The organism is Pseudomonas sp. GD03862 (assembly GCF_029840855.1).
In the GTDB taxonomy this organism is placed as follows: Bacteria; Pseudomonadota; Gammaproteobacteria; order Pseudomonadales; family Pseudomonadaceae; genus Aquipseudomonas; species Aquipseudomonas alloputida.
In genome coordinates this window covers 43,612-65,343 of sequence record NZ_JAOCDI010000015.1, presented here as the reverse complement: position 1 = coordinate 65,343, position 21,732 = coordinate 43,612, and the positions used below count along the sequence as shown (strand labels likewise).

Sequence of the window (21,732 nt, the reverse complement as noted above, 5' to 3'; positions counted from 1 at the left end):
CCCGCATGAGCGACTCACTGGAACTCAGCCTGGACGGCGTCGAACGCCGCTCGCTGGCTGACTTCACCGAACAGGCCTACCTCAACTACTCCATGTACGTGATCATGGACCGTGCCTTGCCGCACATCGGCGACGGCCTGAAGCCGGTGCAGCGACGCATCGTCTACGCCATGAGCGAGTTGGGGCTCGATGCCGATGCCAAGCACAAGAAGTCGGCACGTACCGTCGGTGACGTGCTCGGCAAGTTCCATCCCCATGGCGATTCGGCCTGCTACGAGGCCATGGTGCTGATGGCGCAGCCGTTCAGCTACCGCTACACCCTGGTCGATGGCCAGGGCAACTGGGGTGCGCCGGATGATCCGAAGTCGTTCGCCGCCATGCGCTACACCGAGGCGCGGCTGTCGCGTTACGCTGAAGTGCTGCTCAGCGAAGTCGGCCAGGGCACCGTGGACTGGGTGCCGAACTTTGATGGCACGTTGCAGGAGCCAGCCGTGCTGCCTGCGCGCCTGCCCAACATCCTGCTCAACGGTACCACCGGTATCGCCGTGGGCATGGCCACCGACGTGCCGCCGCACAACCTGCGAGAGGTGGCCAGTGCCTGTGTGCGACTGCTCGATGAGCCCAAGGCAACCATTGAGCAGTTGTGCGAGCACATCCAGGGGCCGGATTACCCTACCGAGGCAGAGATCGTCACGCCGCGGGCTGAAATTCTCAAGATGTACGAAAGCGGCCGCGGCTCGATCCGCATGCGCGCCGTGTACCGCGTCGAGGATGGCGACATCGTCGTCACTGCGCTGCCGCACCAGGTCTCCGGGGCCAAAGTGCTGGAGCAGATTGCCGCGCAGATGCAGGCCAAGAAGCTGCCGATGGTCGCCGACCTGCGCGACGAGTCGGACCACGAGAACCCGTGCCGTATCGTCATCATCCCGCGATCCAACCGCGTCGATGTCGACGAGCTGATGCAGCACCTGTTCGCTACCACCGACCTGGAAAGCACCTACCGGGTCAACGTGAATATCATCGGCCTGGACGGCCGGCCGCAGTTGAAAAACCTGCGAACCCTATTGGTGGAGTGGCTGGAGTTCCGCACCAATACCGTTCGTCGCCGCCTGCAGCACCGTCTGGATAAGGTCGAGAAGCGTCTGCACCTGTTGGACGGTTTGCTCACTGCATTCCTCAACCTGGATGAAGTGATCCACATCATCCGTACCGAGGAATATCCCAAGCAGGCCCTGATCGAACGTTTCGAGCTGACCGAGATCCAGGCCGACTACATCCTCGAGACCCGCCTGCGGCAGTTGGCGCGCCTGGAAGAGATGAAGATCCGCGGTGAGCAGGATGAGTTGCTGAAGGAGCAAGCCAAGCTGCAGGCCTTGCTGGGGAGCGAGGCCAAACTGCGCAAGCTGGTGCGCAGCGAGCTGATCAAGGATGCCGAAACCTATGGCGATGATCGTCGCTCGCCGATCGTAGCGCGTGCCGAAGCCAAGGCCCTGTCGGAAAACGAGCTGATGCCGACCGAGCCCGTCACCGTGGTGCTGTCGGAGAAGGGCTGGGTGCGCTGCGCCAAGGGCCACGATATCGACGCCACTGGCCTTTCCTACAAGGCCGGCGACGGCTTCAAGGCTGCTGCGGCCGGGCGTTCCAACCAGTTTGCCGTGCTTATCGATTCCACCGGTCGCAGCTACTCGCTGGCCGCCCACAGCCTGCCATCGGCGCGTGGCCAGGGCGAGCCGCTGACTGGCCGTCTGACGCCGCCACCGGGGGCGACTTTCGAATGTGTGTTGTTGCCTGACGACGATGCGCTGTACGTGGTGGCTTCGGATGCCGGTTACGGCTTCGTGGTCAAGGGTGAAGACCTGCAGGCCAAGAACAAGGCCGGCAAAGGCCTGCTCAGCTTGCCCAACGGGGCCAAGGTCATGACCCCGCGCCCAGTGGCCGATCGCGAGCAGGATTGGTTGGCGGCAGTGACCACCGAAGGCCGCCTGCTGGTGTTCAAGGTCAGCGACTTGCCACAACTGGGTAAAGGCAAGGGCAACAAGATCATTGGCGTGCCGGGTGACCGGGTGGCCAGCCGTGAAGAATTTGTTACCGATCTGGCCGTGATTCCCGAAGGCGCGACCCTTGTATTGCAGGCCGGCAAGCGTACCCTGTCTTTGAAGGCGGACGACCTGGAGCACTACAAGGGCGAGCGCGGTCGGCGCGGCAGCAAGCTGCCACGCGGGTTCCAGCGTGTCGATGGGTTGCAGGTGGAAGTGCCGACATAACCGGTTGTAATGTCTGGAACGGCAATTTCAACGCCGTTTCGGGCAGAAATGCTGGAGTCGGACGGTTATTTCGCGGATGATATGCCCCTTGCGGTGCCGGCGTGGCCGTGTGCCCGTTTGAATATACATGTATCACTGCGGTGTGCCTTGTGGCAGCCGCCTGGATGGGATGATGAAATTTCTGCGCCTTCCATTTGCGCTGTTGATGACTGGCCTGCTGGGCCTTGGCGGGTGCACCATGCATCAGCCGGTTGCCCTGTATCAGCTCGACAGTGGTGATCCTGGCCAGCCGTCGCAGAGTGCGGGCATGGCCGTGGTACTCGGCCCGGTCTCGGTGGCCGATTACCTTCAGCGTGAGACATTCCTGCAGCGTCAACCTGATGGCAGCCTGAGCGCGGCGACCGACGGTCGTTGGGCTGGCAGCCTTTCATCGGATATCGACCAGCTGCTGGTGCGTCAACTGGCCTGGCGCCTGGACAGCCAACGCGTAGTACTGGCCCCGGCGACCGCAGGCTTCAGCCCGGACGTACAAGTGCTGTTGTCGATCACACGCCTGGATTCTGGCAAGAACCAGCCGGCCATCCTGGATGCCCAGTGGCGTCTGCTTGACCGCCGTGGCCATGTGCGTGACAACCGTATCATCCACCTCGAGCAGCAGCACGAGGGCAGTGAGTCGTCGCAGGTGCAGGCTCAGGGCCAACTGCTGCAGAAGCTGGCCGAACAGCTGAGCACAGCGGTGAAGCCGCTGGCCAACCAGCCGGCGATTGCCGAAGAGGCACCGAAAAAGCCCGCTGCACCGACGCAGGTGAAGAAGGGGCCGGAGAAACCCAAAATCCCGATGGCCTCGCCGATTCGCACCGATATGGAAGTTTATCGGTTCTGATCAAACGGCCAGATACGACAAAGCCCGCATTCGCTGCGGGCTTTTTTGTATCTGCTGGTCTTCGTTGGAGCGGGTTTACCCGCGAAGAGGCGGGCCCTGCTGGCCAATTACCACCCGCCGTTCACCGTTGCTGCCGCTACCGTATTCGCGGGTAAACCCGCTCCTACGCAGATTGGTGGTGGACACACATCGGGGGGTGGACGCAGGCCGCCGTGTAGGAGCGGGTTTACCCGCGAAGAGGCCGGCCCTGGTGGCCAATTTCTACCCGCCGTTCACCGTTGCCGCCGCTACCGTATTCGCGGGTAAACCCGCTCCTACCGGGGGTTTGCGCTATTGGCTGGATCTTGCGCCAGGCAGGTGATCGCAAGGAAACCAGCCTGGCTCAAAACATGCGCTGTAGATGTGCGTCTACCTGTCAGGCGCGGTGCTCATGCATGCGCGCCAGTTGCCGTTCCAGCATTGACGGGTAGGGCTCCATCAGTCGCTCCACACAGCAGGCGCCTTCGGGGCTGGCGATCGGGCGAATACGTGCACGCTGGCGGATCAGGGCGTCATCGTTGATCTGCCGCTCCACCAGCAACAGGTTGCGGCTGTGCTGCGACAACGCCAGGGCATCCTGGACCTTCTCGGCCATCAGCAGGTCAACCAGTTCCAGCCCATGCAGGTCGTTGCCCAAGACCAGGCCTAGCTGCAGTTGCAGGGTAATGCCGCTGTCAGCTACCTCGATCTGCAGGGCGTGGCCCAGGGCGCGCAACAGTTCGCCACAGCAAATGGCGTTGGTCAGGTAGTCCTCGCCACACTCGCGGCTGTGGAACAGCACCAGGGTGCTGCCGTCGTTCAGCGTGTGCGTTTCGCCGTCGTATAGCGAGGCCGCGTGCTCCAGGCAATCACGGTAGCGCTCGGTCAGCTCGGCCAGGCGTGTGCGTGGCAGGCGACGCAGTTGCTCCTGCGAGCCCAGCTGCACGGCAAGCACGGCGCTGTACTGCGGCTCGTCGGACTCGACCTCTGCGGCGGCTTTGGGGGCAGTGTCGTCGTCCAGCAGGCCGGCGAAGGCTTCGTCGTCATCCTCGTCTTCCAGGGCAACCTTGGCGCGCGGTGCGGCCTTGGGTGCCGGGGCAGCTGCGTGCAGGTCGTCGAACTGCTCGTCGTCTTCTTCCTCGGGCTCCGGCTCCGGGGGCGGAGGCGGGGCCAGGCGTGCATGCAGCTGGCGGGCGATGTCGCCAATCTCGTCCTGGCGGTCGGTGGCCGGGGTATAGGGCTGCGGGTCGCGCAGCCATACCCGTAGCTGCAGCAGTGGCAGGGTGATGAAGCGACCCTGACGCAAGCTGAGGGCCAAGGCCAGGGTAAGCAGGATGGCGGCCAGAATGCCCATGCTCTGCAGGCTGATCAGCATCGGCTGCTGGAACTGGCTCATGTCCAGGCTTATGCGCAGCTGCCCGGCCGTCACGTCCTGGAACGTGATTTTGGTCTGGTACAGGCCTTCGGCCTCGCCCAGCAGGCTGTTGCGCGGGCGCTGGCCAGCTTCGGCGAGGATGCGGTTATCCACACTGTAGATTGCCGCATGGGCCACCAGCGGGTTTTTAACCAGGTTGCCCAGTAGCACGTTGAGGCTGAGGATGTCGTTGGACACCAGCAGCTCGGTGGCCGATGTTGCAGTCTGGGTGGTCAGGCTCTGGCCCAAGGCATCGGCCTGCTCATGCATGGCCTGCTTGAACTGCAGGCCCATCACGCAGGCGTAGATCACCAGCGCCAGCGCCACCAGGAAAATGTTGGTGCAGGCGATGCGCAGTGCCAGCGGCACGCGACGTTGACTCAGGGCGCGATAGATCATCAGGAAGAAATTGTCTGGTTTGACTGGCGTGGGCCGGTTCACAGAGCTCGGCTCTTAATGGCATGAAAGTGGGGGGAGTATAGCGAGCCGGGTTTTGTCGGCAAAGTATCGTTGGCGCCCGATGGTCATGGAAAATCGGTAGAATGCGCATTTTTCATCGAAGTCGGAGCCAGGTTGTGCGCGAAATCGTCCTGATCAACATCACCGGTGAGGACCGTCCCGGTCTCACTGCGGCTATCACCGGCGTCCTGCTGCAGGGCGGTGTGAGTATCCTCGACATCGGCCTGGCGGTCATGCACGGCACCTTGTCGTTTGGCATCCTGGTCGACATCCCGGACAACGAAGTGGCTACCGCGCTGTTGCAAAGCGTGCAGGCCAAAGCCCACGAACTGAACCTGCAGGCCCGTTACACGCCGATTTCCGAGGCGGACTACCAGCATTGGGCCGATGGGCATGGCGAAGCGCGCCACATCGTTACCCTGCTCAGCCGCAAGATCACACCCGAGCAGCTGCAGCGGGTGAGTGCGGTGATCAGCCAGTACGGCCTGACCATCGAGCGTATCGAGCGCCTGTCGGCCCGGGTGGCACTGGATGCCGAAATCGACAAGGGCAAGGCAGCCGTCGAGATCTCCGTGCGCGGCGTGCCGAGCGATGCCCAGGCCCTGCGTGCCGACTTCTTTGCCCTGGCTGAAGAGCTGAGCGTCGACATCGCCTTCCAGAAGGACGATCTGTTCCGCCGCAACCGCCGCCTGGCGGTGTTCGACATGGACTCCACGCTGATCGAGGCCGAAGTCATCGACGAACTGGCCAAGGCGGCGGGTGTGGGGGAGCAGGTGGCGGCGATCACCGAGCGCGCCATGCGCGGTGAACTGGACTTCCGCGCCAGCTTCAAAGAGCGCATGGCACTGCTCAAGGGCCTGGATGTGGGGGTGCTGGACGAGATCGGGGCATCGCTGCGCCTGACCGAGGGTGCCGAGAACCTGTTTGCCGAGCTCAAGCGCCTGGGATACAAGACCGCGATTCTGTCCGGTGGCTTTACCTACTTCGCCCGTCAGGTGCAGGCGCGCCTGGGTATCGACTATGTGTTCGCCAACGAACTTGAAGTGGTCGATGGCAAGGTGACGGGCGTGGCTGTTGAGCCGATTGTCGATGCCCAGCGCAAGGCCGATTTGTTGAAGAAGCTGGCCAGTGACGAAGGCTTGCAACTGGAGCAGACCATCGCCGTGGGCGATGGCGCCAATGACCTGCCGATGCTGTCGCTGGCCGGGTTGGGCGTGGCGTTTCGTGCCAAGCCGCTGGTGCGCCAGTCGGCCAAGCAGGCGATTTCCACCTTGGGGCTGGACGGGGTGCTGTACCTGCTGGGCCTGCGTGATCGCGACGCCCGCGGCTGATCCGTGAATCCGGGGCCGCAAGGCGGCCCAACGAAAAAGGCCCTGCATATGCAGGGCCTTTTCATATGGCTCGAATCAAGCCTGCGCAGGCGTCGCCAGCTGCTGCCCCATGCGAACTGCAGAGCCCGCACCCAGGCTCTCAGCCCACTTCACCTGCTCCGGCCCGAACAGCACGATGGCGGTCGAACCCAGCTTGAAGCGGCCTAGTTCGGCACCTTTCTCCAGGTGGATCGGCGTGCGGCTGGCTTCGTCGTAACGGAAGGTCTTCAGCTCACGTTTGGGCGGCGTGACCAGCCCGGCCCATACCGTTTCGATCGAGGCGACGATCATCGCGCCGACCAGTACCACAGCCATTGGCCCACGCTCTGTATCGAACAGGCAGACCACGCGCTCGTTGCGAGCGAACAGCTCGGGAACATTCTCTGCGGTGGTCTGGTTGACCGAGAACAGGCGGCCCGGCACATAGACCATTTCGCGCAGGGTGCCGGCCAGCGGCATGTGCACGCGGTGGTAGTCCTTGGGCGACAGGTAGATGGTGGCAAACTCGCCGCCCATGAACGGCGCGGCCATGGCCGGATCACCGCCCAGCAGCTCTTGCGCGCTGAAACCGTGGCCTTTGGCCTGGAAGATACGGCCGTGCTCGATCGGACCGAGCTGGCTGACCGCACCGTCGGCCGGGCACAGGATGGCGCCCGGGGTTTCGTCCAGCGGACGGGCACCAGGTTTCAGGGCGCGGGTGAAGAACGCATTGAAGTGCTCGTAAGCGCTCAGGTCTTCGACCAGAGCCTCGCTCATGTTGACCTGGTAGCGCTTGGCGAACCATGCGGTGAAGGCGTTCTTGAACCAGCGCACGCGGCACTCGGCGATGCAGCCGGCCAGCCGCGACAGCAGGTGGTGCGGCAGCAGGTACTGGCTGATGATGAACAGACGGGATTTCATGCAGGTTCCTTAGACTTCTACAGGCGTGTCCGGGTGGTTGCCCCATTCGCTCCACGAGCCGGCGTAGGCCTTGACGCGTGGGTAGCCGAGGGCCTTGGCCACCAGGTAAGTGAAACCGGAGCGGCGGTGGGTCTGGCAGTGGGTGATCACCTCCTTGTCAGGGGTGATGCCCAGTTGCTCGAGGACTTGTTTGATGTCCTGGCGAATGCGCAGGTGGTCGTTGAGGTCCATGCCGGCGGTCCACTCGAAGTTGATCGCGCCGGGGATGTGGCCGCCTTTGGCTGCCAGCACTTTTTCGCCGCTGAATTCCTGCGGGCCGCGTGCGTCCCAGATGACCAGGTCATCGGCGCCCAGGCGGCTTTGCAGGTACTCGCGGGTGGCAGTGGGTGCGCTGTCTATGTGCAGGTGCACCGGGGCGTTGCCAATGGCAGGCACTGCGGTGGACAGTTTGTCTGCCGGCCAGGCCTGAATACCGCCATTGAGGTAGTGGTAGCGCTCGTGGCCGATGACATCGAGCAGCCAGATGAAGCGCCCGGCCCAGCCGCCGCCTTCATCGTCGTACACCACATACACGGCATCGGCGCGGTGGCCGAGTTCGCTGAACAGTTTTTCGAGCTCGCCCAGGGCTGGCAGCAGGCCGGGCGCCGGGGGCTGGCCGAGCTGGGTGCGCTTGCCTTCGACAAAGCGCGCGCCGGGGATATGCCCGCTGACATAGCGGTTGGCGCTGCTCAGGTCGACCAGGATCAGCTGCGGCGAATCCAGGCGTGGCAGCAGGTCTGCAGCTTCGATCACCAGGGGCAGGCCGGAAAAGTCGGTCATCCACGGTCTCCAGTGTGGAAAGAGGGGCGATTGTAGCGCAAGGCTCAACCCTTGCGGTTGGTAAACACCGACAAGGCCCGCTCGATGCATTGCGCGGTCTTGCCGAAGGCTTGCACGCTGATATCGGCCAAAGGCCGGCAGCCCTGGTCGGCCACCAGCAGCATCAGCACCTGGTCGTTGGCTGCCAGCGAGCGAAGCAGTACATGTTCGCTGCGGAACAAGGTGCGCAGCGGGGCGGGCAACAGCGCCGAGAACTGGCTGTGGTTTTCCGGTGTGATGCGCAGCTGCCCGGCCTGACTCAGCAGCTTTTGCAGCAGCTTGTTCTGCGATACCTGCAGGGCCAGGGCACCGGCCTCCTTGGGCAGGCCGGCAATTTGCTGCACGCGCAGGTAGTCGCTGGCCTTGTCCAGGCTAAGCAGCATGATGCGTTGCATGCCGCAGGCCAGCAGGGCTTCTTGGGCCTGGGTGGCCAGGTGCACGGCGTTGGTGAACGGGCTGGGTTGGGCCAGCAGGTGCTGGCACAATGTGCGCCAGCGTGCCAGGTCGTCGCTGCTGGGCGGTGGCGGGGCCAGCATGTCCGGGTGAGGGCGGCGTTGGTGCCACGGCCAGATCAAGGCCTCGGCCGGGTGGAACAGGGCGTGCCGGGCGTGGCGGCGGGCGCTGGCGGCCGCCTGCTGGTGCACCTGCTGCTGCACGTCTTCCAGCGAGGTTTGCAGGTACAGCGCGGTCAGCAGTTGCCAGCGCAGCAGGTGCGGGTTGTCCCAGCCGACCTGTGCCGCCAGGGCCAGGTTGTTGGCCAGCAGTACGGTATTGGCCGGCTGGTTGAACCAGCGCCGCAGGCCGGGCTCGGCGTCCATGCGGTGCTGCTGGCTGAGCAGGTCTTCGTCGCGGGCGATATTCAGCACCTGGGCCAGTTGCTCGCGCTCTTCCAGCAGCAGGCGATAACCCTGAGTGACCCACTGGGGCAGGCGCCAATACTCGGCCATGGTCTGGCACAGCGCCATGATGCGCACGCCAAACAGTTCTTCCTCGACGTGGGCGGCGTCTTCACCTTTGTGGATAACCCGCAGCTCCCAGGTGTCGAGCAGCTTGGGGTAGGCCAGTGCCAGTGGCCAGAGTGGCGACAGGAACAGCAGGCTGCCCCAGTGAATCTCTTGCCACAGCCGTGCCAGGCGGCTGGCGAACAGGCCGCTGGCCTGCTGTGCCGCATGCTGGCTGATCATCTGGAACTGGCACAGTACCGGCGGAATTTCCTCCACGGGCAGCGCCGGCAGGCGTTTGAGAAGCTGCTCGCTGCGCTCCAGGCCCAGGCGGTTGAGAGCGACCTCCAGGCTTTCGGCGGGTTCGGCGAGGCTGGCATTGGTGGGGTGATTGGCTTCGCGCATCACTGACAGCACCAGTGCCGGGCTATCCTGCATCAGTTCGGCGATGTCGCGCAGCGAGCGGCGGCTATCGTGGATGGCAGCCATGACCCGGTCGTAGCTGTGCTTCGGCACGGGGATGCGAACACTCTCGAGCAGCTTTACCCAGGCCTCTAGCGTACGCGGGGCCTGAGTGGGCACCTTGGTTTCAATTGGCATTTTGACATCAGTCCGAACTGGCTTTTCGCATTGAGTGGCTATAGTCTGGCGCAGTTCTGCCGATAAGTAGAAGAAGAGTTTTAAAGCTCCCGTCTCTTACCCTGACCACGACAGCAAGTGCTTTGAACCTATGGCTAAAATTATCGGCATCATCGTCGTATTCGCGAGCGTGCTCGGCGGCTACGTGCTCTCCCACGGCAAGATCGCAGCGCTGATCCAGCCGTTCGAAGTACTGATCATCGGCGGTGCGGCCTTTGGTGCATTCCTGCAGGCCAACCCTGGCCACATGACCATGCACGTCATCAAGAAGTCGATGAAGATGTTCGGCTCGCGCTTCAGCCATGCCTTCTACCTGGAGGTGCTGGGCCTCGTTTACGAAATCCTCAACAAGAGCCGTCGCGAAGGCATGATGGCCATCGAGGCCGACATCGAGGACGCCGCTGCCAGCCCGATCTTCGCCAAGTACCCGACGGTACTGGCCGATGAGCGCATGACCGCGTTCGTCTGCGATTACCTGCGCATCATGTCCACCGGCAACATGGCCCCGCACGAGCTCGAGGGCCTGTTCGACATGGAACTGCTGAGCATGAAGGAAGAGCTGGAGCACCCGTCCCACGCGGTGACCGGCATCGCCGACGGTATGCCCGGCTTCGGTATCGTTGCGGCGGTACTGGGTATCGTGGTGACCATGGCCTCGCTGGGCGATGGCGACCAGGCGGCCATCGGCATGCACGTAGGTGCCGCGCTGGTGGGTACCTTCTTCGGTATTCTGGCGGCTTACGGTTTCTTCGGCCCTTTGGCCAAGTGCCTGGAGCACGATGCCAAGGAAGAACTGAACCTCTACGAATCGATCAAGGCTTCGCTGGTGGCCTCGGCGTCGGGCATGCCACCTTCGCTGGCGGTCGAGTTCGGGCGCAAGGTGCTGTACCCCAAGCACCGCCCAAGCTTCGCCGAACTGGAACAAGCGGTTCGCGGTCGCTGAGTCATGGAGAACAATCAGCCCATCATCGTCAAGCGCGTCAAGCGCTTTGGCGGCGGCCACCATGGTGGCGCCTGGAAAATCGCCTTTGCCGACTTCGCCACGGCGATGATGGCGTTCTTCCTGGTGCTGTGGCTGTTGTCCACGGCCACGCCTGAGCAGAAGATCGCCATTGCCGGCTACTTCCAGGACCCTATCGGTTTCTCCGAGAGTGGCACGCCTTATGTCATCGACCTGGGTGGTTCACCGGAGATGGCGCCGGACAAAACCATCAATCCGGAAGTGAAGACCGAGCCGACGCAGCAGTCCCCCACTCAGCTGAGCAAGGACCAGGTCGAGACCATGGCCGAGCAGGTCGAGCGCGAGCGTCTGGAGCTGTTGCTGCAGGAACTGCAGAACAAGGTGGAAGAGAACCCGCAGTTGCAGAAGTTCAAGGACCAGATCCTGTTCGAGATCACCCAGGACGGCCTGCGCATCCAGATCATGGATGCCGAGAACCGACCGATGTTCGACATCGGTAGCGCGCGCCTTCAGCCCTACTTCGAAGATATCCTGCTGGCCATGGCCGACACCATCAAGGCGGTGCCGAACAAGATCAGCATCAGCGGCCATACCGATGCCAAGCCGTATGCCGGCACTGGCGAGTACGGTAACTGGGAGCTGTCGGCCAACCGAGCCAACGCCGCGCGGCGCGCCCTGGTGGCGGGTGGTTACCCGGATGGCCAGGTGGCACGGGTGGTGGGGTACGCCTCGTCGTCACTGTTCGACCGCAAAGACCCGTTCAACCCGGTCAACCGCCGTATCGACATCATCGTGCTGACCAAGAAAGCCCAGCGCAATATCGAAGGTGAGCAGGGTGCGCCGGAAACACCGCCAGCTGCGCCAACTGCTCCTGCAGCGCCAGCCAGTGGTGCAGCGCCAGGGGCTTCGGCACCGGCTGCCCCAGGGGCAACTGAACAGCCACCGATGCAACCGCGCGAGCTGCGCCAGAAGCTGAACATCTTTGAAGATGGCACGCTGAAGATGGATGAAGCCAAGGAGCAGTAAGCGGCTTTTCTGTGTGGGCACCTGTGCTACCCAACACCTGAACGTTGGCGCGATCACTGTAGGAGCGGGTTTACCCGCGAAGCCTCCAGCGCGGTGAATGGCACCGGCGTTGCCGGTGTTCGCGGCTAAAGCCGCTCCTACATACGCATCGGTGATTGGGCGCAGGCCGTCGTAGGAGCGGGTTCACCCGCGAAAGGGCCGGACCTGCTGGCCAATTTCCACCCGCCGTTCACCGTTGCAGTCGCCACCGTATTCGCGGGTAAACCCGCTCCTACAAGGGATCGCGGCAACTTTCAATTCGAGCGTTTCAGTAGCTGTCTTCTGCCAGGCTGGCGATGATCGAGCGGTAGCTGTTCATGCGCTGCGGCTTGATGCGCCCCTCTTCCAGTGCCTTGAGCAGCGCGCAGCCCGGTTCGCGGTCATGCTTGCAGTCGCGGAAGCGGCAGGTGCCGAACAGGTCGCGGAACTCGATGAAGCCATCCTCCACGTCGTCGCGGCTGACATGGCCAAGGCCAAACTCGCGGATACCCGGCGAGTCGATCAGGTCGCCGCCGTTGGGGAAGTGGTACAGCCGCGCCGTGGTGGTGGTGTGGGTACCTTGGCCTGACCATTCCGACAAGTCGCCTACGCGGGTACCAGCGTCTGGCAGCAGGCTGTTGACCAGCGACGACTTGCCCACCCCCGACTGGCCGACGAACACGCTGATATGGCCGTCGAGTTGTTGCTGCAGGCGCTGCATGCCGTCGCCGTGGTGTGCCGAAACTTCCAGCAGCGGGTAGCCCAGTTCGCGGTAGATCTCCAGCAGCGCGTGCAGGCCGGGGCCGTTCTCGTCGTTGATCAGGTCGGCCTTGTTCAGCAGCAGCAGCGGGCGCAGGCCGGCGTGCTCGGCTGCTACCAGATAGCGGTCGATCAGGTTCGGGTGCGGCTCCGGCGCCGGGGCGAACACGATCACGATCAGGTCGACGTTGGCTGCCACCGGCTTGAGTTGACCATGGTTGTTCGGCCGGCACAGCTCGGTGCTGCGCGGCATCTGCGCCACGATTACGCCGATGCCCTGGTTACCCGCACGCCACACGACACGGTCGCCGGTGACCAGTGCTGGCAGGTTGGCGCGCAAATGGCAGCGGAACACCTGGCCTGCGGTTTCGCCATCCTGAGCTTCAACTTCTACCTGCACGCCGAAGTGCGCGATCACCAGGCCCAGTTGTTCCGGCCCCAGATCGCCACCTTCCAGTTCCTGCAGTGCATGCTGCTCGCGTTTGGCCGCGCGAGCGGCGCGCTCGCCCTGGATTTTTTCGATCCGCCAGTTTTGGCGGCGATTGAGCTGGCGTTTGGCCATGAAGGTACCGTAAGAGAGGCCCGGCGTGGGGCATTGAAAACGGCAGGCAGTTTAGCACGCCCGCCGCTGGACTATTCTGCTCACCTTTGTGCCGTGAATGGGCGTGCCTTGGCCACTAGGCTAATATGACCGCCTATATGAGGAGCCCCTGCATGCAAAACCCACAGAACCTGATCTGGATCGACCTGGAAATGACCGGCCTGGATCCGGACAGCGACGTCATCATCGAAATGGCCACCATCGTCACCGACAGCGAGCTCAATACCTTGGCCGAAGGGCCGGTGATCGCCATCCACCACAGTGACGAAGTGCTGTCGCGCATGGACGAGTGGAACACCCGCACCCATGGTGCTTCGGGGCTGACCCAGCGCGTACGCGAGAGCAAGGTCAGCATGGCCGAAGCCGAGGCACAGACCATCGCCTTCCTCGAGCAGTGGGTGCCTAAAGGCAAGTCGCCGATCTGCGGCAACAGCATCTGCCAGGATCGTCGTTTCCTCTACCGCCACATGCGCAACCTGGAAAACTACTTCCACTACCGCAACCTGGATGTCTCCACCCTCAAGGAGCTGGCCGCGCGCTGGGCGCCGGACGTGCGTGACAGCTTCAAGAAGGGCAATACCCATCTGGCGCTGGACGATATCCGCGAATCGATCGCCGAACTGCGTCACTATCGCGAGCACTTCATCAAGCTGTGAGTCGAAATGGCGCAGATATTGTATCTGCGCCCCCTTTTGGTGCCTTGGGCAACTGGTTAGACTGCGCGCCTTTCCTGCACGGACCCGCACCATGTTGTTGATGCTCTACCTTATCGCCATTACCGCCGAAGCCATGACTGGCGCGCTGTCTGCCGGGCGTCGCGGCATGGACTGGTTTGGCGTGGTGCTGATCGCCTGCGTCACTGCGCTTGGGGGCGGCTCGGTGCGTGATGTGCTGCTCGGGCATTATCCGCTGACCTGGGTGAAGCACCCTGAGTACCTGGTGCTGACCAGTTTTGCGGCGCTGCTGACCATTTTCATCGCGCCAATGATGCGCCGCCTTCGCTCGCTGTTCCTGGTGCTCGATGCCCTGGGGTTGGTGGCGTTTACCCTGATAGGTTGCATGACGGCGCTGGAGATGGGGCAGGGCATGCTGGTGGCGTCGATCAGCGGGGTGATCACCGGGGTGTTCGGCGGGATCCTGCGGGATATCTTCTGCAACGACATCCCGCTGGTGTTCCGCCGTGAGCTGTATGCCAGCGTGTCATTTGCGGCGGCCTGGTTCTATCTGGGATGCGTGTATTTCAAGGTGCCGGCGGAGCAGGCGATGTTGCTGACTCTGTTTGGCGGCTTCCTGTTGCGCCTGTTGGCGATACGCTTCCACTGGGAAATGCCCAAGTTCCACTACAACGACCAGCAGTGACGCAATTTACAAGCGCAACATGGCCCTTGTGGGCGCGGGCGTGCCCGCGAACACCGGCGAAGCCGGTGCCATTCCCTGTGTTGCCTGCTTCGCGGGCGCGCCCGCTCCCACAAGGATGGCGCATGCTCTGAGGCTGGTCGCTATTGAGCTCCGTGTCGGGCCAGCGCCCACTCCACATGCTCGCGCACCAATTCCGATTCATCGTCACGCCTGGCCTTCAGCGCTTCGATAACCGGAATCGTGGAGGGCGCATTGCCCAACCCCACCGCCAGGTTGCGCAAGAACCGCTCGTACCCCGCCCGCCGCAAAGGCCCGCCCTCGGTCTTGCGCAGGAAGGTGCGTTCATCCCACAGGAACATCGCCGCCAGGTCGGTATTTTCCAGCCCGTGCCGTGGCTGGAAGTCCTGCTCCTGGCTGTGCTTGGCAAAGCGGTTCCAGGGGCAGACGATCTGGCAGTCGTCGCAACCGAATACCCGGTTGCCCATCTTTGCGCGTAACTCTACAGGGATCGCGCCCCTCAGCTCGATGGTCAGGTACGAGATGCAGCGTCGCGCATCCAGCACATAGGGCCCGACAAACGCTTGTGTCGGGCAGATGTCCAGGCAGGCCTGGCAACGCCCGCAGTGCTCGCTGGTGGTGGCTTCGTCCACCGGCAACGGCAGGTCGACGAACAGTTCGGCAAGGAAGAAGTAGCTGCCCGCCTTGCGGTTGAGCAGCAGCGTGTTCTTGCCGATCCAACCCAGCCCGGCCTGTTCGGCCAAGGCTTTTTCCAGTACCGGGGCGCTGTCCACGAAGGCGCGGTAGCCGAACGGGCCGATGGCTTCCTGGATGCGGTCGGCGAGGAACTGCACGCGCTTGCGCACCAGCTTGTGGTAGTCCCGGCCAAGCGCGTAGCGTGACACGTAGGCCTTCTCGGGCTGGGCCAGGCGCTGCGCCATCTGCGTGTCGCCGGGCAGGTAGTCCATACGTAGCGAGACCACGCGTACCGTGCCGGGGATCAGCTGGTCGGGATGTGACCTTTTGCTGCCGTGGGCGCCCAGGTATTCCATTTCACCCTGATAACCGGCGTCGAGCCAACGCTGCAGGTGGTGTTCGTGTTCGCCAAGGTCGACCCCGGCGATGCCAACATGGGCAAAACCGAGTTCCTGGCCCCAAATCTTGATCGATTGGGCCAGTTGGGCGAGGTCAGGTGTAGAGGCGGACATGGATGGGCAAGGCAATACGGGCTCAGGTGCGTATAATTCTGCCAGACATTGGAGCCTTTGACCCCATGCCGCAGACCAAACACCCCAGTAATGCCCCACAATTGCTCAGCAGCGTGACGGTTGCCCGCCTGCCGCCACGGCAGGCGCATGCCCACAAAGGCGACTTTGGCCATGTACTGGTGGTCGGGGGCGACCTGGGTACCGGAGGCGCTGTGTTGCTCAGTGCCGAAGCCGCCCTGCGTTGCGGCGCCGGGCTGGTCAGCGTGGCAACCCGGCCCGAGCACGTGTCGGCCAGCCTGGCGCGCCTGCCCGAAGTCATGTGCCTGGGTGTCTGTTCGGCCAACCAGCTGATGGGCGTGCTGGAGCGCGCCTCGGTGCTGGTAGTCGGGCCCGGCCTGGGACAGGCGGCGTGGGGCCGCAGCCTGCTGTCGGCGGTGGCCAACGCCGAGCGGCCGCAAGTGTGGGATGCCGATGCCCTGAATTTGCTGGCGCGCACCCCGCTGGCCCTGCCCAGTGGCAGCATCCTTACTCCACACCCGGGGGAGGCGGCGCGGCTGCTGGGGATTGCCACCGAGGCGGTGCAGGCCGACCGCCCTGGTGCCGCGCGCAAGCTGGCGCGCCGTTATAACAGCGTCTGTGTGCTCAAAGGTGCTGGCACACTGGTGGCAGCCCCGAGCGGGCAGCTGGCGTTGTGCGAGCGCGGGCACCCGGCGATGGCCGGCGCCGGCCTGGGCGATGTGCTGACGGGGGTGCTGGCAGCCCTGTTGGCCCAAGGCCTGGATGCCTGGGGAGCGGGCTGTCTGGGGGTGTGGCTGCACGCCTGTGCCGGCGAGCGCCTTGGGAAAAAAGGTAGAGGCCTGGCGGCCAGTGATCTGGCGCCGGCCATTCGTGAGTTGTTGGAGGAGCATTCTGCGTGTCTGGCTTAAATCTGTTTCTGGCCGATGAAGAGGCCACGGTCAAATTCGGTGCAGCACTGGCTGAGGTGACCGGCGGTCGCGGCGTGATTTTCCTCGAGGGCGACCTGGGCGCGGGTAAAACTACCCTGTCGCGTGGCCTGATCCGCGGTCTGGGCCATACTGGTGCTGTGAAAAGCCCGACGTTCACCGTGGTCGAACCCTATGAAATCGGCGAGGTCCGAGCCTTTCACTTCGACCTGTATCGCCTGGTCGACCCGGAGGAGCTTGAGTTCATGGGCATTCGTGACTATTTCGAGGGCGACCCGCTGTGCCTGTTCGAATGGCCACAAAAGGGTGCGGGCGTTTTGCCAAAGCCTGACCTGACCATTACCATAAGCCCCCAAGCGAGTGGACGCTCGCTGAACCTTTCGCCGCAGGGGGCTCGCGGCGAGGCTTGGTGCGTGGCACTGGCCGAACACTATAAACAGTAAGTGGGGTAGGTATGCGCATACGCGCACTGGTCGCCATCGTTGGGCTGCTGCTGACAACGGTGACCGTTGAGGCTCTGGCCGTCACTCAAGTCAAGAGCATGCGCCTGTGGCGCGCACCGGACAACACGCGGCTGGTCTTCGACCTGTCTGGCCCCGTGCAGCACAGTGTCTTCACCCTGAGCGCACCCGATCGCCTGGTCATCGACATCAATGGCGCAACACTGGCCGCGCCACTGAATGTGGCCACCTCCAACACGCCGATAAGCAATGTGCGTTCGGCACAGCGTACGCCAACCGACCTTCGGGTTGTGGTCGACCTGAAAAAGTCGGTTACCCCGAAAAGCTTCACCCTGGCGCCCAATGCACAGTACGGCAACCGCTTGGTGGTCGACCTGTATGACCAGGAAGCTGACGCTATCGCGGCCAGCGCGCCGCCACCTGCTCCGGCCCCGGTACAAACGCCTGCGACCACGCCGGCGGTACCAGTGACGCCGGCCCAGCCGGCGATCAAGCTACCACCGGTACCCAGTGGCAAGCGTGACATCGTGGTTGCCATCGATGCCGGGCACGGCGGCGAAGACCCTGGCGCTTCCGGCTCGCGTGGCCAGCACGAAAAAGACATCGTGTTGCAGATCGCCAAGGAGCTGCAGCGTCAGATCAACAGCGAAAAAGGTTTCCGTGCAGAGCTGACCCGCACCGGCGATTACTTCATCCCGCTGCGCAAGCGTACGGAAATCGCCCGCAAGAAAGGCGCCGACCTGTTCATTTCGATTCACGCCGACGCGGCCCCGTCACGCGCAGCCTTTGGCGCCTCGGTGTTCGCCCTGTCCGATCGTGGCGCCACCTCCGAGACGGCGCGCTGGCTGGCCGACACGGAAAACCGTTCTGACCTGATCGGTGGTGCGGGTAATGTCAGCCTCGACGACAAGGACCGCATGCTCGCTGGCGTGCTGCTTGATCTGTCGATGACCGCTACGCTCAGCTCCAGCCTCAACGTGGGGCAAAAGGTATTGGGCAACATGGGGCGGGTTACTTCGTTGCACAAGCAGCGCGTGGAGCAGGCCGGGTTCATGGTGCTGAAATCGCCGGATATTCCGTCGATCCTCGTTGAAACCGGGTTCATCTCGAACAACAACGAAGCAGCCAAGCTGGCCTCGTCGAGCCACCAGCAGGCGCTGGCCCGGTCGATCCGTACCGGGGTGCGCCAGTATTTCCAGCAGAACCCGCCGCCCGGCACCTATATCGCCTGGCTGCGTGACACCGGCAAGATCGCCGCCGGCCCGCGTGAACACACCGTACGCCCTGGCGAAACCCTGGCGATGCTCGCCGTGCGTTACCAGGTCAGTGTGGCCAGTCTGCGCAGCATCAACAGCCTGAAGACCGATGAGCTGAAGGTTGGCCAGCGCCTCGATGTACCCGCCACCACCTTGGCCGCGCAATGATGAGTGGCGGTTCGCGAATTCAGCTGCTCAGCCCGCGGCTAGCCAACCAGATTGCCGCCGGCGAGGTTGTCGAGCGGCCTGCGTCTGTGGCCAAGGAACTGCTGGAAAACAGCCTGGACTCCGGTGCCCGGCGCATCGATATCGAAGTCGAGCAGGGCGGCGTCAAACTGCTGAAGGTGCGGGACGATGGCAGCGGTATTTCTGCCGACGATTTGCCGCTGGCCCTGGCCCGACATGCCACCAGCAAGATCCGCGAGCTGGAAGACCTAGAAGGGGTATTGAGCCTGGGCTTCCGTGGCGAGGCCTTGGCCTCGATCAGTTCGGTGGCGCGCCTGACCCTGACCTCGCGTACCGCCAGTGCCAGTGAGGCCTGGCAAGTAGAAACCGAAGGCCGCGACATGACGCCGCGGGTGCAGCCGGCGGCGCACCCGGTCGGTACCTCGGTGGAAGTGCGCGATTTGTTCTTCAATACCCCGGCCAGGCGCAAGTTCCTCAAAGCCGAGAAAACCGAATTCGATCACTTGCAGGAAGTGATCCGGCGGCTGGCGCTGGCCCGTTTCGATGTCGGCTTCCACCTGCGCCACAATGGCAAGAGCATCCTCAGCCTGCACGAGGCCCACGACGAAGTCGCCCGTGCGCGGCGGGTGGGTGCCATCTGCGGCCCGGGCTTCATGGAGCAGGCGCTGCCGATCGACGTGGAACGCAACGGCCTGCGCCTTTGGGGCTGGGTCGGTTTGCCGACGTTCTCGCGCAGCCAGGCAGACCTGCAGTACTTCTTCGTCAATGGCCGGGCAGTGCGCGACAAACTGGTCGCCCATGCCGTGCGTCAGGCCTACCGGGACGTGCTGTTCAACGGCCGCCACCCCACGTTCGTGCTGTTCCTGGAACTGGAGCCCAACGGCGTCGATGTGAACGTGCACCCAACCAAGCATGAAGTACGGTTCCGCGAAGGGCGCTCGGTGCATGACTTCCTGTATGGCACCTTGCACCGTGCCTTGGCCGATGTACGTCCGGAAGACCAGCTGGCCGCACCTGCTGCCGTACCTGAGCTGGTTCGCCCCACCGGCCAGCAGGCCGGTGAGTTCGGGCCCCAGGGTGAAATGCGCCTGGCCTCGCCGGTGCTTGAACAGCCTCGAGCCCCGCAACAGTCGTTTTCCAATGGTGGCAGTGGCGCCGGTTACCAGTATCAGTACACCCCACGTCCCTCGCAGCCGCTGCCGGCCGCAGAGGCACAGGCGGTGTATCGCGAGTTCTATAAGCCGCTGGAAACAGGTGCTGCGCCTGCGACGGCACTGCCCGAAAGCCAGGGCGACATTCCCCCGCTAGGCTATGCCCTGGCGCAGCTCAAGGGTATCTACATCCTGGCCGAGAATGCTGTTGGCCTGGTGCTGGTGGACATGCACGCCGCCCACGAGCGGATAATGTACGAGCGCCTCAAGGTGGCCATGGCCAGCGAGGGCCTGAGCGGCCAGCCGCTGCTGGTGCCGGAGACCCTGGCCCTCAGCCAGCGTGAAGCCGACTGTGCCGAAGAGCATGCACAGTGGTTTCAGCGCCTGGGCTTCGAATTGCAGCGCCTGGGCCCCGAGACCTTGGCGATTCGCCAGATCCCGGCCTTGCTCAAGCAGGCTGAAGCCAACCGCCTGGTGCAGGACGTGCTTGCCGACCTTATGGAGTACGGCACCAGTGATCGCATTCAGGCGCACCTCAACGAGCTGCTCGGCACCATGGCTTGCCACGGCGCCGTGCGCGCCAACCGGCGACTGGCAATTCCCGAGATGAACGCCCTGCTGCGCGACATGGAAAACACCGAGCGCAGCGGCCAGTGCAACCATGGCCGTCCTACCTGGACCCAGATGGGCCTGGACGATCTGGACAAACTTTTCCTGCGCGGTCGATGAAATGAGCGGCAAGCCCCCTGCAATATTCCTGATGGGTCCGACGGCGGCCGGCAAGACCGACCTTGCCATCGAACTGACCACAGTGCTGCCGTGTGAACTGATCAGCGTCGATTCGGCACTTGTCTACCGGGGCATGGATATCGGTTCGGCCAAGCCGTCGAAAGAAGTCCTCGCTGCCCACCCGCACCGGCTGATCGACATTCTCGACCCGGCCCAGAGCTATTCCGCCGCGCAGTTCCGTGCCGACGCGCTGGAGGCCATGGCCGAGATCACCGCGCGCGGCAAGATCCCGCTGCTGGTCGGCGGCACCATGCTCTATTACAAGGCGTTGATCGATGGCCTGGCCGACATGCCGGCCGCCGATGCGGCGGTGCGCGCCGAGCTGGAAGCGCAGGCTGAAGCCCTGGGCCTGGTCGAGCTGCACCGCCAGTTGGCCGAAGTCGACCCGGAGTCCGCAGCACGTATCCACCCCAATGACCCGCAGCGGCTGATCCGGGCATTGGAGGTGTACCGGGTGAGCGGCGAGAGCATGACAGCTCATCGTCGGCGTCAATTCGCGGAAAGTCGCGGCGCAGACGCAGGCGCCGGCGGACATTTGCCCTATACTGTCGCCAGTTTGGCGATTGCTCCTACAGATCGTCACATTTTGCATCAGCGAATTGCGTTACGATTTTCGCAGATGCTGGAACAGGGCTTCGTTGACGAGGTCCGATCGCTGCGAGCCAGAAGTGACTTGCACGCCGGGCTGCCGTCTATACGGGCAGTGGGGTATCGGCAAGTCTGGGATTACCTGGATGGCAAGCTGACTGAGAATGAGATGCGTGAACGCGGTATCATCGCTACCCGGCAGCTCGCCAAGCGGCAGTTCACCTGGTTGCGTGGCTGGCCTGAAGTGCACTGGCTTGACAGCCTGGCCTGCGACAATCTGTCCCGCACCTTGAAATACCTTGGGGCCATCTCCATATTGAGCTGAGTCCCTGCTGATTGCCGTCTATTCTTGCGAAGGGGCGGCCTAATTTATCGATTTTATTGATTTTCTATTATTTATCCTTACAGGAGTGCGGCATATGTCAAAAGGGCATTCGCTACAAGACCCTTACTTGAACACCTTGAGAAAAGAAAAGGTCCCGGTATCCATTTACCTGGTCAACGGTATCAAACTGCAGGGCTCGATCGAATCGTTCGACCAGTTCGTGGTATTGCTGAAGAACACCGTCAGCCAGATGGTCTACAAGCACGCCATCTCGACCGTAGTTCCGGCCCGTCCGGTCCGCCTGCCAAGCCCGACCGACAGCGAGCACGGCGACAGCGAGCCAGGCAACGCCTGATA

Annotated in this window: 19 protein-coding genes; 13 read left to right on the top strand and 6 right to left on the bottom strand. The window is 63.3% G+C overall.

Translation table 11 applies throughout. The features are described 5' to 3' along the window. Window positions 1-5: 5 nt before the first annotated feature. Both parC and N5D53_RS12395 read left to right on the top strand, forming a co-directional pair. Entirely contained in the window at window positions 6-2,264 is a 2,259-nt protein-coding gene (parC, locus tag N5D53_RS12400; protein WP_010955494.1) for a DNA topoisomerase IV subunit A, read from the top strand. Window positions 2,265-2,436: 172 nt separating this feature from the next. Further along, on the top strand, window positions 2,437-3,147 hold the full coding sequence (locus N5D53_RS12395; protein WP_019437569.1) for an ABC-type transport auxiliary lipoprotein family protein: 711 nt from the start codon (window positions 2,437-2,439) through the stop codon (window positions 3,145-3,147). A 415-nt stretch (window positions 3,148-3,562) separates the two neighbouring features. Here N5D53_RS12395 and N5D53_RS12390 read toward each other — a convergent pair whose 3' ends face one another. Further along, window positions 3,563-5,020 (bottom strand): AhpA/YtjB family protein, encoded by a 1,458-nt coding sequence (locus N5D53_RS12390; RefSeq protein ID WP_104962651.1) that lies wholly within the window; start codon window positions 5,018-5,020, stop codon window positions 3,563-3,565. 134 nt (window positions 5,021-5,154) lie between these two features. Here N5D53_RS12390 and serB point away from each other — a divergent pair, with 134 nt between their 5' ends. Beyond that, entirely contained in the window at window positions 5,155-6,369 is a 1,215-nt protein-coding gene (gene serB / locus N5D53_RS12385; protein ID WP_019437570.1) for a phosphoserine phosphatase SerB, read from the top strand. Window positions 6,370-6,444: 75 nt separating this feature from the next. Here the strand turns inward: serB and asd are convergent, their stop codons facing one another. Genes asd through N5D53_RS12370 form a run of 3 tightly spaced genes read right to left on the bottom strand, consistent with a single transcriptional unit; the run spans window position 6,445 to window position 9,707 of the window. After that, window positions 6,445-7,308, bottom strand: a complete 864-nt coding sequence (gene asd / locus N5D53_RS12380) for an archaetidylserine decarboxylase (protein ID WP_279840374.1) — start codon at window positions 7,306-7,308, stop codon at window positions 6,445-6,447. A 9-nt stretch (window positions 7,309-7,317) separates the two neighbouring features. Then, window positions 7,318-8,127, bottom strand: a complete 810-nt coding sequence (locus N5D53_RS12375) for a rhodanese-like domain-containing protein (RefSeq protein ID WP_223843578.1) — start codon at window positions 8,125-8,127, stop codon at window positions 7,318-7,320. 44 nt (window positions 8,128-8,171) lie between these two features. Further along, window positions 8,172-9,707 (bottom strand): HDOD domain-containing protein, encoded by a 1,536-nt coding sequence (locus N5D53_RS12370; protein ID WP_010955488.1) that lies wholly within the window; start codon window positions 9,705-9,707, stop codon window positions 8,172-8,174. A gap of 130 nt (window positions 9,708-9,837) precedes the next feature. On the opposite strand from N5D53_RS12370, the gene motA reads away from it, so the two are divergent. Together motA and motB are read left to right on the top strand one after the other, a co-directional pair. After that, on the top strand, window positions 9,838-10,689 hold the full coding sequence (gene motA / locus N5D53_RS12365) for a flagellar motor stator protein MotA (RefSeq protein ID WP_003249507.1): 852 nt from the start codon (window positions 9,838-9,840) through the stop codon (window positions 10,687-10,689). 3 nt (window positions 10,690-10,692) lie between these two features. Next, window positions 10,693-11,733, top strand: a complete 1,041-nt coding sequence (motB, locus tag N5D53_RS12360) for a flagellar motor protein MotB (protein WP_104962649.1) — start codon at window positions 10,693-10,695, stop codon at window positions 11,731-11,733. A gap of 307 nt (window positions 11,734-12,040) precedes the next feature. Here the strand turns inward: motB and rsgA are convergent, their stop codons facing one another. Continuing rightward, window positions 12,041-13,072, bottom strand: coding sequence for a small ribosomal subunit biogenesis GTPase RsgA (gene rsgA, locus N5D53_RS12355; protein WP_190869897.1), 1,032 nt, complete (start codon window positions 13,070-13,072; stop codon window positions 12,041-12,043). A gap of 152 nt (window positions 13,073-13,224) precedes the next feature. On the opposite strand from rsgA, the gene orn reads away from it, so the two are divergent. Together orn and N5D53_RS12345 are read left to right on the top strand one after the other, a co-directional pair. Continuing rightward, the gene (gene orn / locus N5D53_RS12350; RefSeq protein WP_190869898.1) at window positions 13,225-13,767 is read left to right on the top strand and encodes an oligoribonuclease; all 543 of its coding nucleotides are present in this window, start codon (window positions 13,225-13,227) and stop codon (window positions 13,765-13,767) included. A gap of 91 nt (window positions 13,768-13,858) precedes the next feature. Continuing rightward, window positions 13,859-14,470, top strand: a complete 612-nt coding sequence (locus tag N5D53_RS12345) for a trimeric intracellular cation channel family protein (RefSeq protein WP_020193322.1) — start codon at window positions 13,859-13,861, stop codon at window positions 14,468-14,470. Between the two features lie 140 nt (window positions 14,471-14,610). Here the strand turns inward: N5D53_RS12345 and queG are convergent, their stop codons facing one another. Continuing rightward, a complete protein-coding gene (gene queG, locus N5D53_RS12340) occupies window positions 14,611-15,675 on the bottom strand; it encodes a tRNA epoxyqueuosine(34) reductase QueG (protein WP_014754621.1) in 1,065 nt (354 codons plus the stop codon). A 65-nt stretch (window positions 15,676-15,740) separates the two neighbouring features. On the opposite strand from queG, the gene N5D53_RS12335 reads away from it, so the two are divergent. The 6 genes from N5D53_RS12335 to hfq all read left to right on the top strand — a co-directional run bounded on the left by N5D53_RS12335 (window position 15,741) and on the right by hfq (window position 21,730). Then, on the top strand, window positions 15,741-16,601 hold the full coding sequence (locus N5D53_RS12335) for an NAD(P)H-hydrate dehydratase (RefSeq protein WP_104962921.1): 861 nt from the start codon (window positions 15,741-15,743) through the stop codon (window positions 16,599-16,601). Next, window positions 16,589-17,062 carry a tRNA (adenosine(37)-N6)-threonylcarbamoyltransferase complex ATPase subunit type 1 TsaE gene (gene tsaE / locus N5D53_RS12330; RefSeq protein ID WP_003249523.1) on the top strand — a complete coding sequence of 158 codons (474 nt, stop codon included), beginning with the start codon at window positions 16,589-16,591 and terminating at the stop codon, window positions 17,060-17,062. The genes N5D53_RS12335 and tsaE overlap by 13 nt, the downstream gene beginning before the upstream one ends. Before the next feature lie 11 nt (window positions 17,063-17,073). Then, a complete protein-coding gene (locus N5D53_RS12325; protein ID WP_104962647.1) occupies window positions 17,074-18,504 on the top strand; it encodes an N-acetylmuramoyl-L-alanine amidase in 1,431 nt (476 codons plus the stop codon). Continuing rightward, on the top strand, window positions 18,504-20,402 hold the full coding sequence (gene mutL / locus N5D53_RS12320) for a DNA mismatch repair endonuclease MutL (RefSeq protein WP_104962646.1): 1,899 nt from the start codon (window positions 18,504-18,506) through the stop codon (window positions 20,400-20,402). The genes N5D53_RS12325 and mutL overlap by 1 nt, the downstream gene beginning before the upstream one ends. Window position 20,403: 1 nt before the next feature. Beyond that, window positions 20,404-21,375 carry a tRNA (adenosine(37)-N6)-dimethylallyltransferase MiaA gene (gene miaA, locus N5D53_RS12315; RefSeq protein ID WP_104962645.1) on the top strand — a complete coding sequence of 324 codons (972 nt, stop codon included), beginning with the start codon at window positions 20,404-20,406 and terminating at the stop codon, window positions 21,373-21,375. Between the two features lie 94 nt (window positions 21,376-21,469). After that, window positions 21,470-21,730, top strand: a complete 261-nt coding sequence (hfq, locus tag N5D53_RS12310) for an RNA chaperone Hfq (protein WP_003249532.1) — start codon at window positions 21,470-21,472, stop codon at window positions 21,728-21,730. The last annotated feature ends 2 nt before the right edge of the window (window positions 21,731-21,732 follow it).

Bases quoted from the DNA above. Each gene is read 5' to 3' on its own strand.
- motB (WP_104962649.1), top strand. From the start codon at position 10,693: ATGGAGAACAATCAGCCCATCATCGTCAAGCGCGTCAAGCGCTTTGGC.
- asd (WP_279840374.1), bottom strand. From the start codon at position 7,308: ATGAAATCCCGTCTGTTCATCATCAGCCAGTACCTGCTGCCGCACCAC.
- N5D53_RS12335 (WP_104962921.1), top strand. From the start codon at position 15,741: ATGCCGCAGACCAAACACCCCAGTAATGCCCCACAATTGCTCAGCAGC.
- motA (WP_003249507.1), top strand. From the start codon at position 9,838: ATGGCTAAAATTATCGGCATCATCGTCGTATTCGCGAGCGTGCTCGGC.
- N5D53_RS12375 (WP_223843578.1), bottom strand. From the start codon at position 8,127: ATGACCGACTTTTCCGGCCTGCCCCTGGTGATCGAAGCTGCAGACCTG.
- N5D53_RS12345 (WP_020193322.1), top strand. From the start codon at position 13,859: ATGTTGTTGATGCTCTACCTTATCGCCATTACCGCCGAAGCCATGACT.
- parC (WP_010955494.1), top strand. From the start codon at position 6: ATGAGCGACTCACTGGAACTCAGCCTGGACGGCGTCGAACGCCGCTCG.
- orn (WP_190869898.1), top strand. From the start codon at position 13,225: ATGCAAAACCCACAGAACCTGATCTGGATCGACCTGGAAATGACCGGC.
- N5D53_RS12395 (WP_019437569.1), top strand. From the start codon at position 2,437: ATGAAATTTCTGCGCCTTCCATTTGCGCTGTTGATGACTGGCCTGCTG.
- rsgA (WP_190869897.1), bottom strand. From the start codon at position 13,072: ATGGCCAAACGCCAGCTCAATCGCCGCCAAAACTGGCGGATCGAAAAA.
- hfq (WP_003249532.1), top strand. From the start codon at position 21,470: ATGTCAAAAGGGCATTCGCTACAAGACCCTTACTTGAACACCTTGAGA.
- N5D53_RS12325 (WP_104962647.1), top strand. From the start codon at position 17,074: ATGCGCATACGCGCACTGGTCGCCATCGTTGGGCTGCTGCTGACAACG.
- mutL (WP_104962646.1), top strand. From the start codon at position 18,504: ATGAGTGGCGGTTCGCGAATTCAGCTGCTCAGCCCGCGGCTAGCCAAC.
- N5D53_RS12370 (WP_010955488.1), bottom strand. From the start codon at position 9,707: ATGCCAATTGAAACCAAGGTGCCCACTCAGGCCCCGCGTACGCTAGAG.
- miaA (WP_104962645.1), top strand. From the start codon at position 20,404: ATGAGCGGCAAGCCCCCTGCAATATTCCTGATGGGTCCGACGGCGGCC.
- queG (WP_014754621.1), bottom strand. From the start codon at position 15,675: ATGTCCGCCTCTACACCTGACCTCGCCCAACTGGCCCAATCGATCAAG.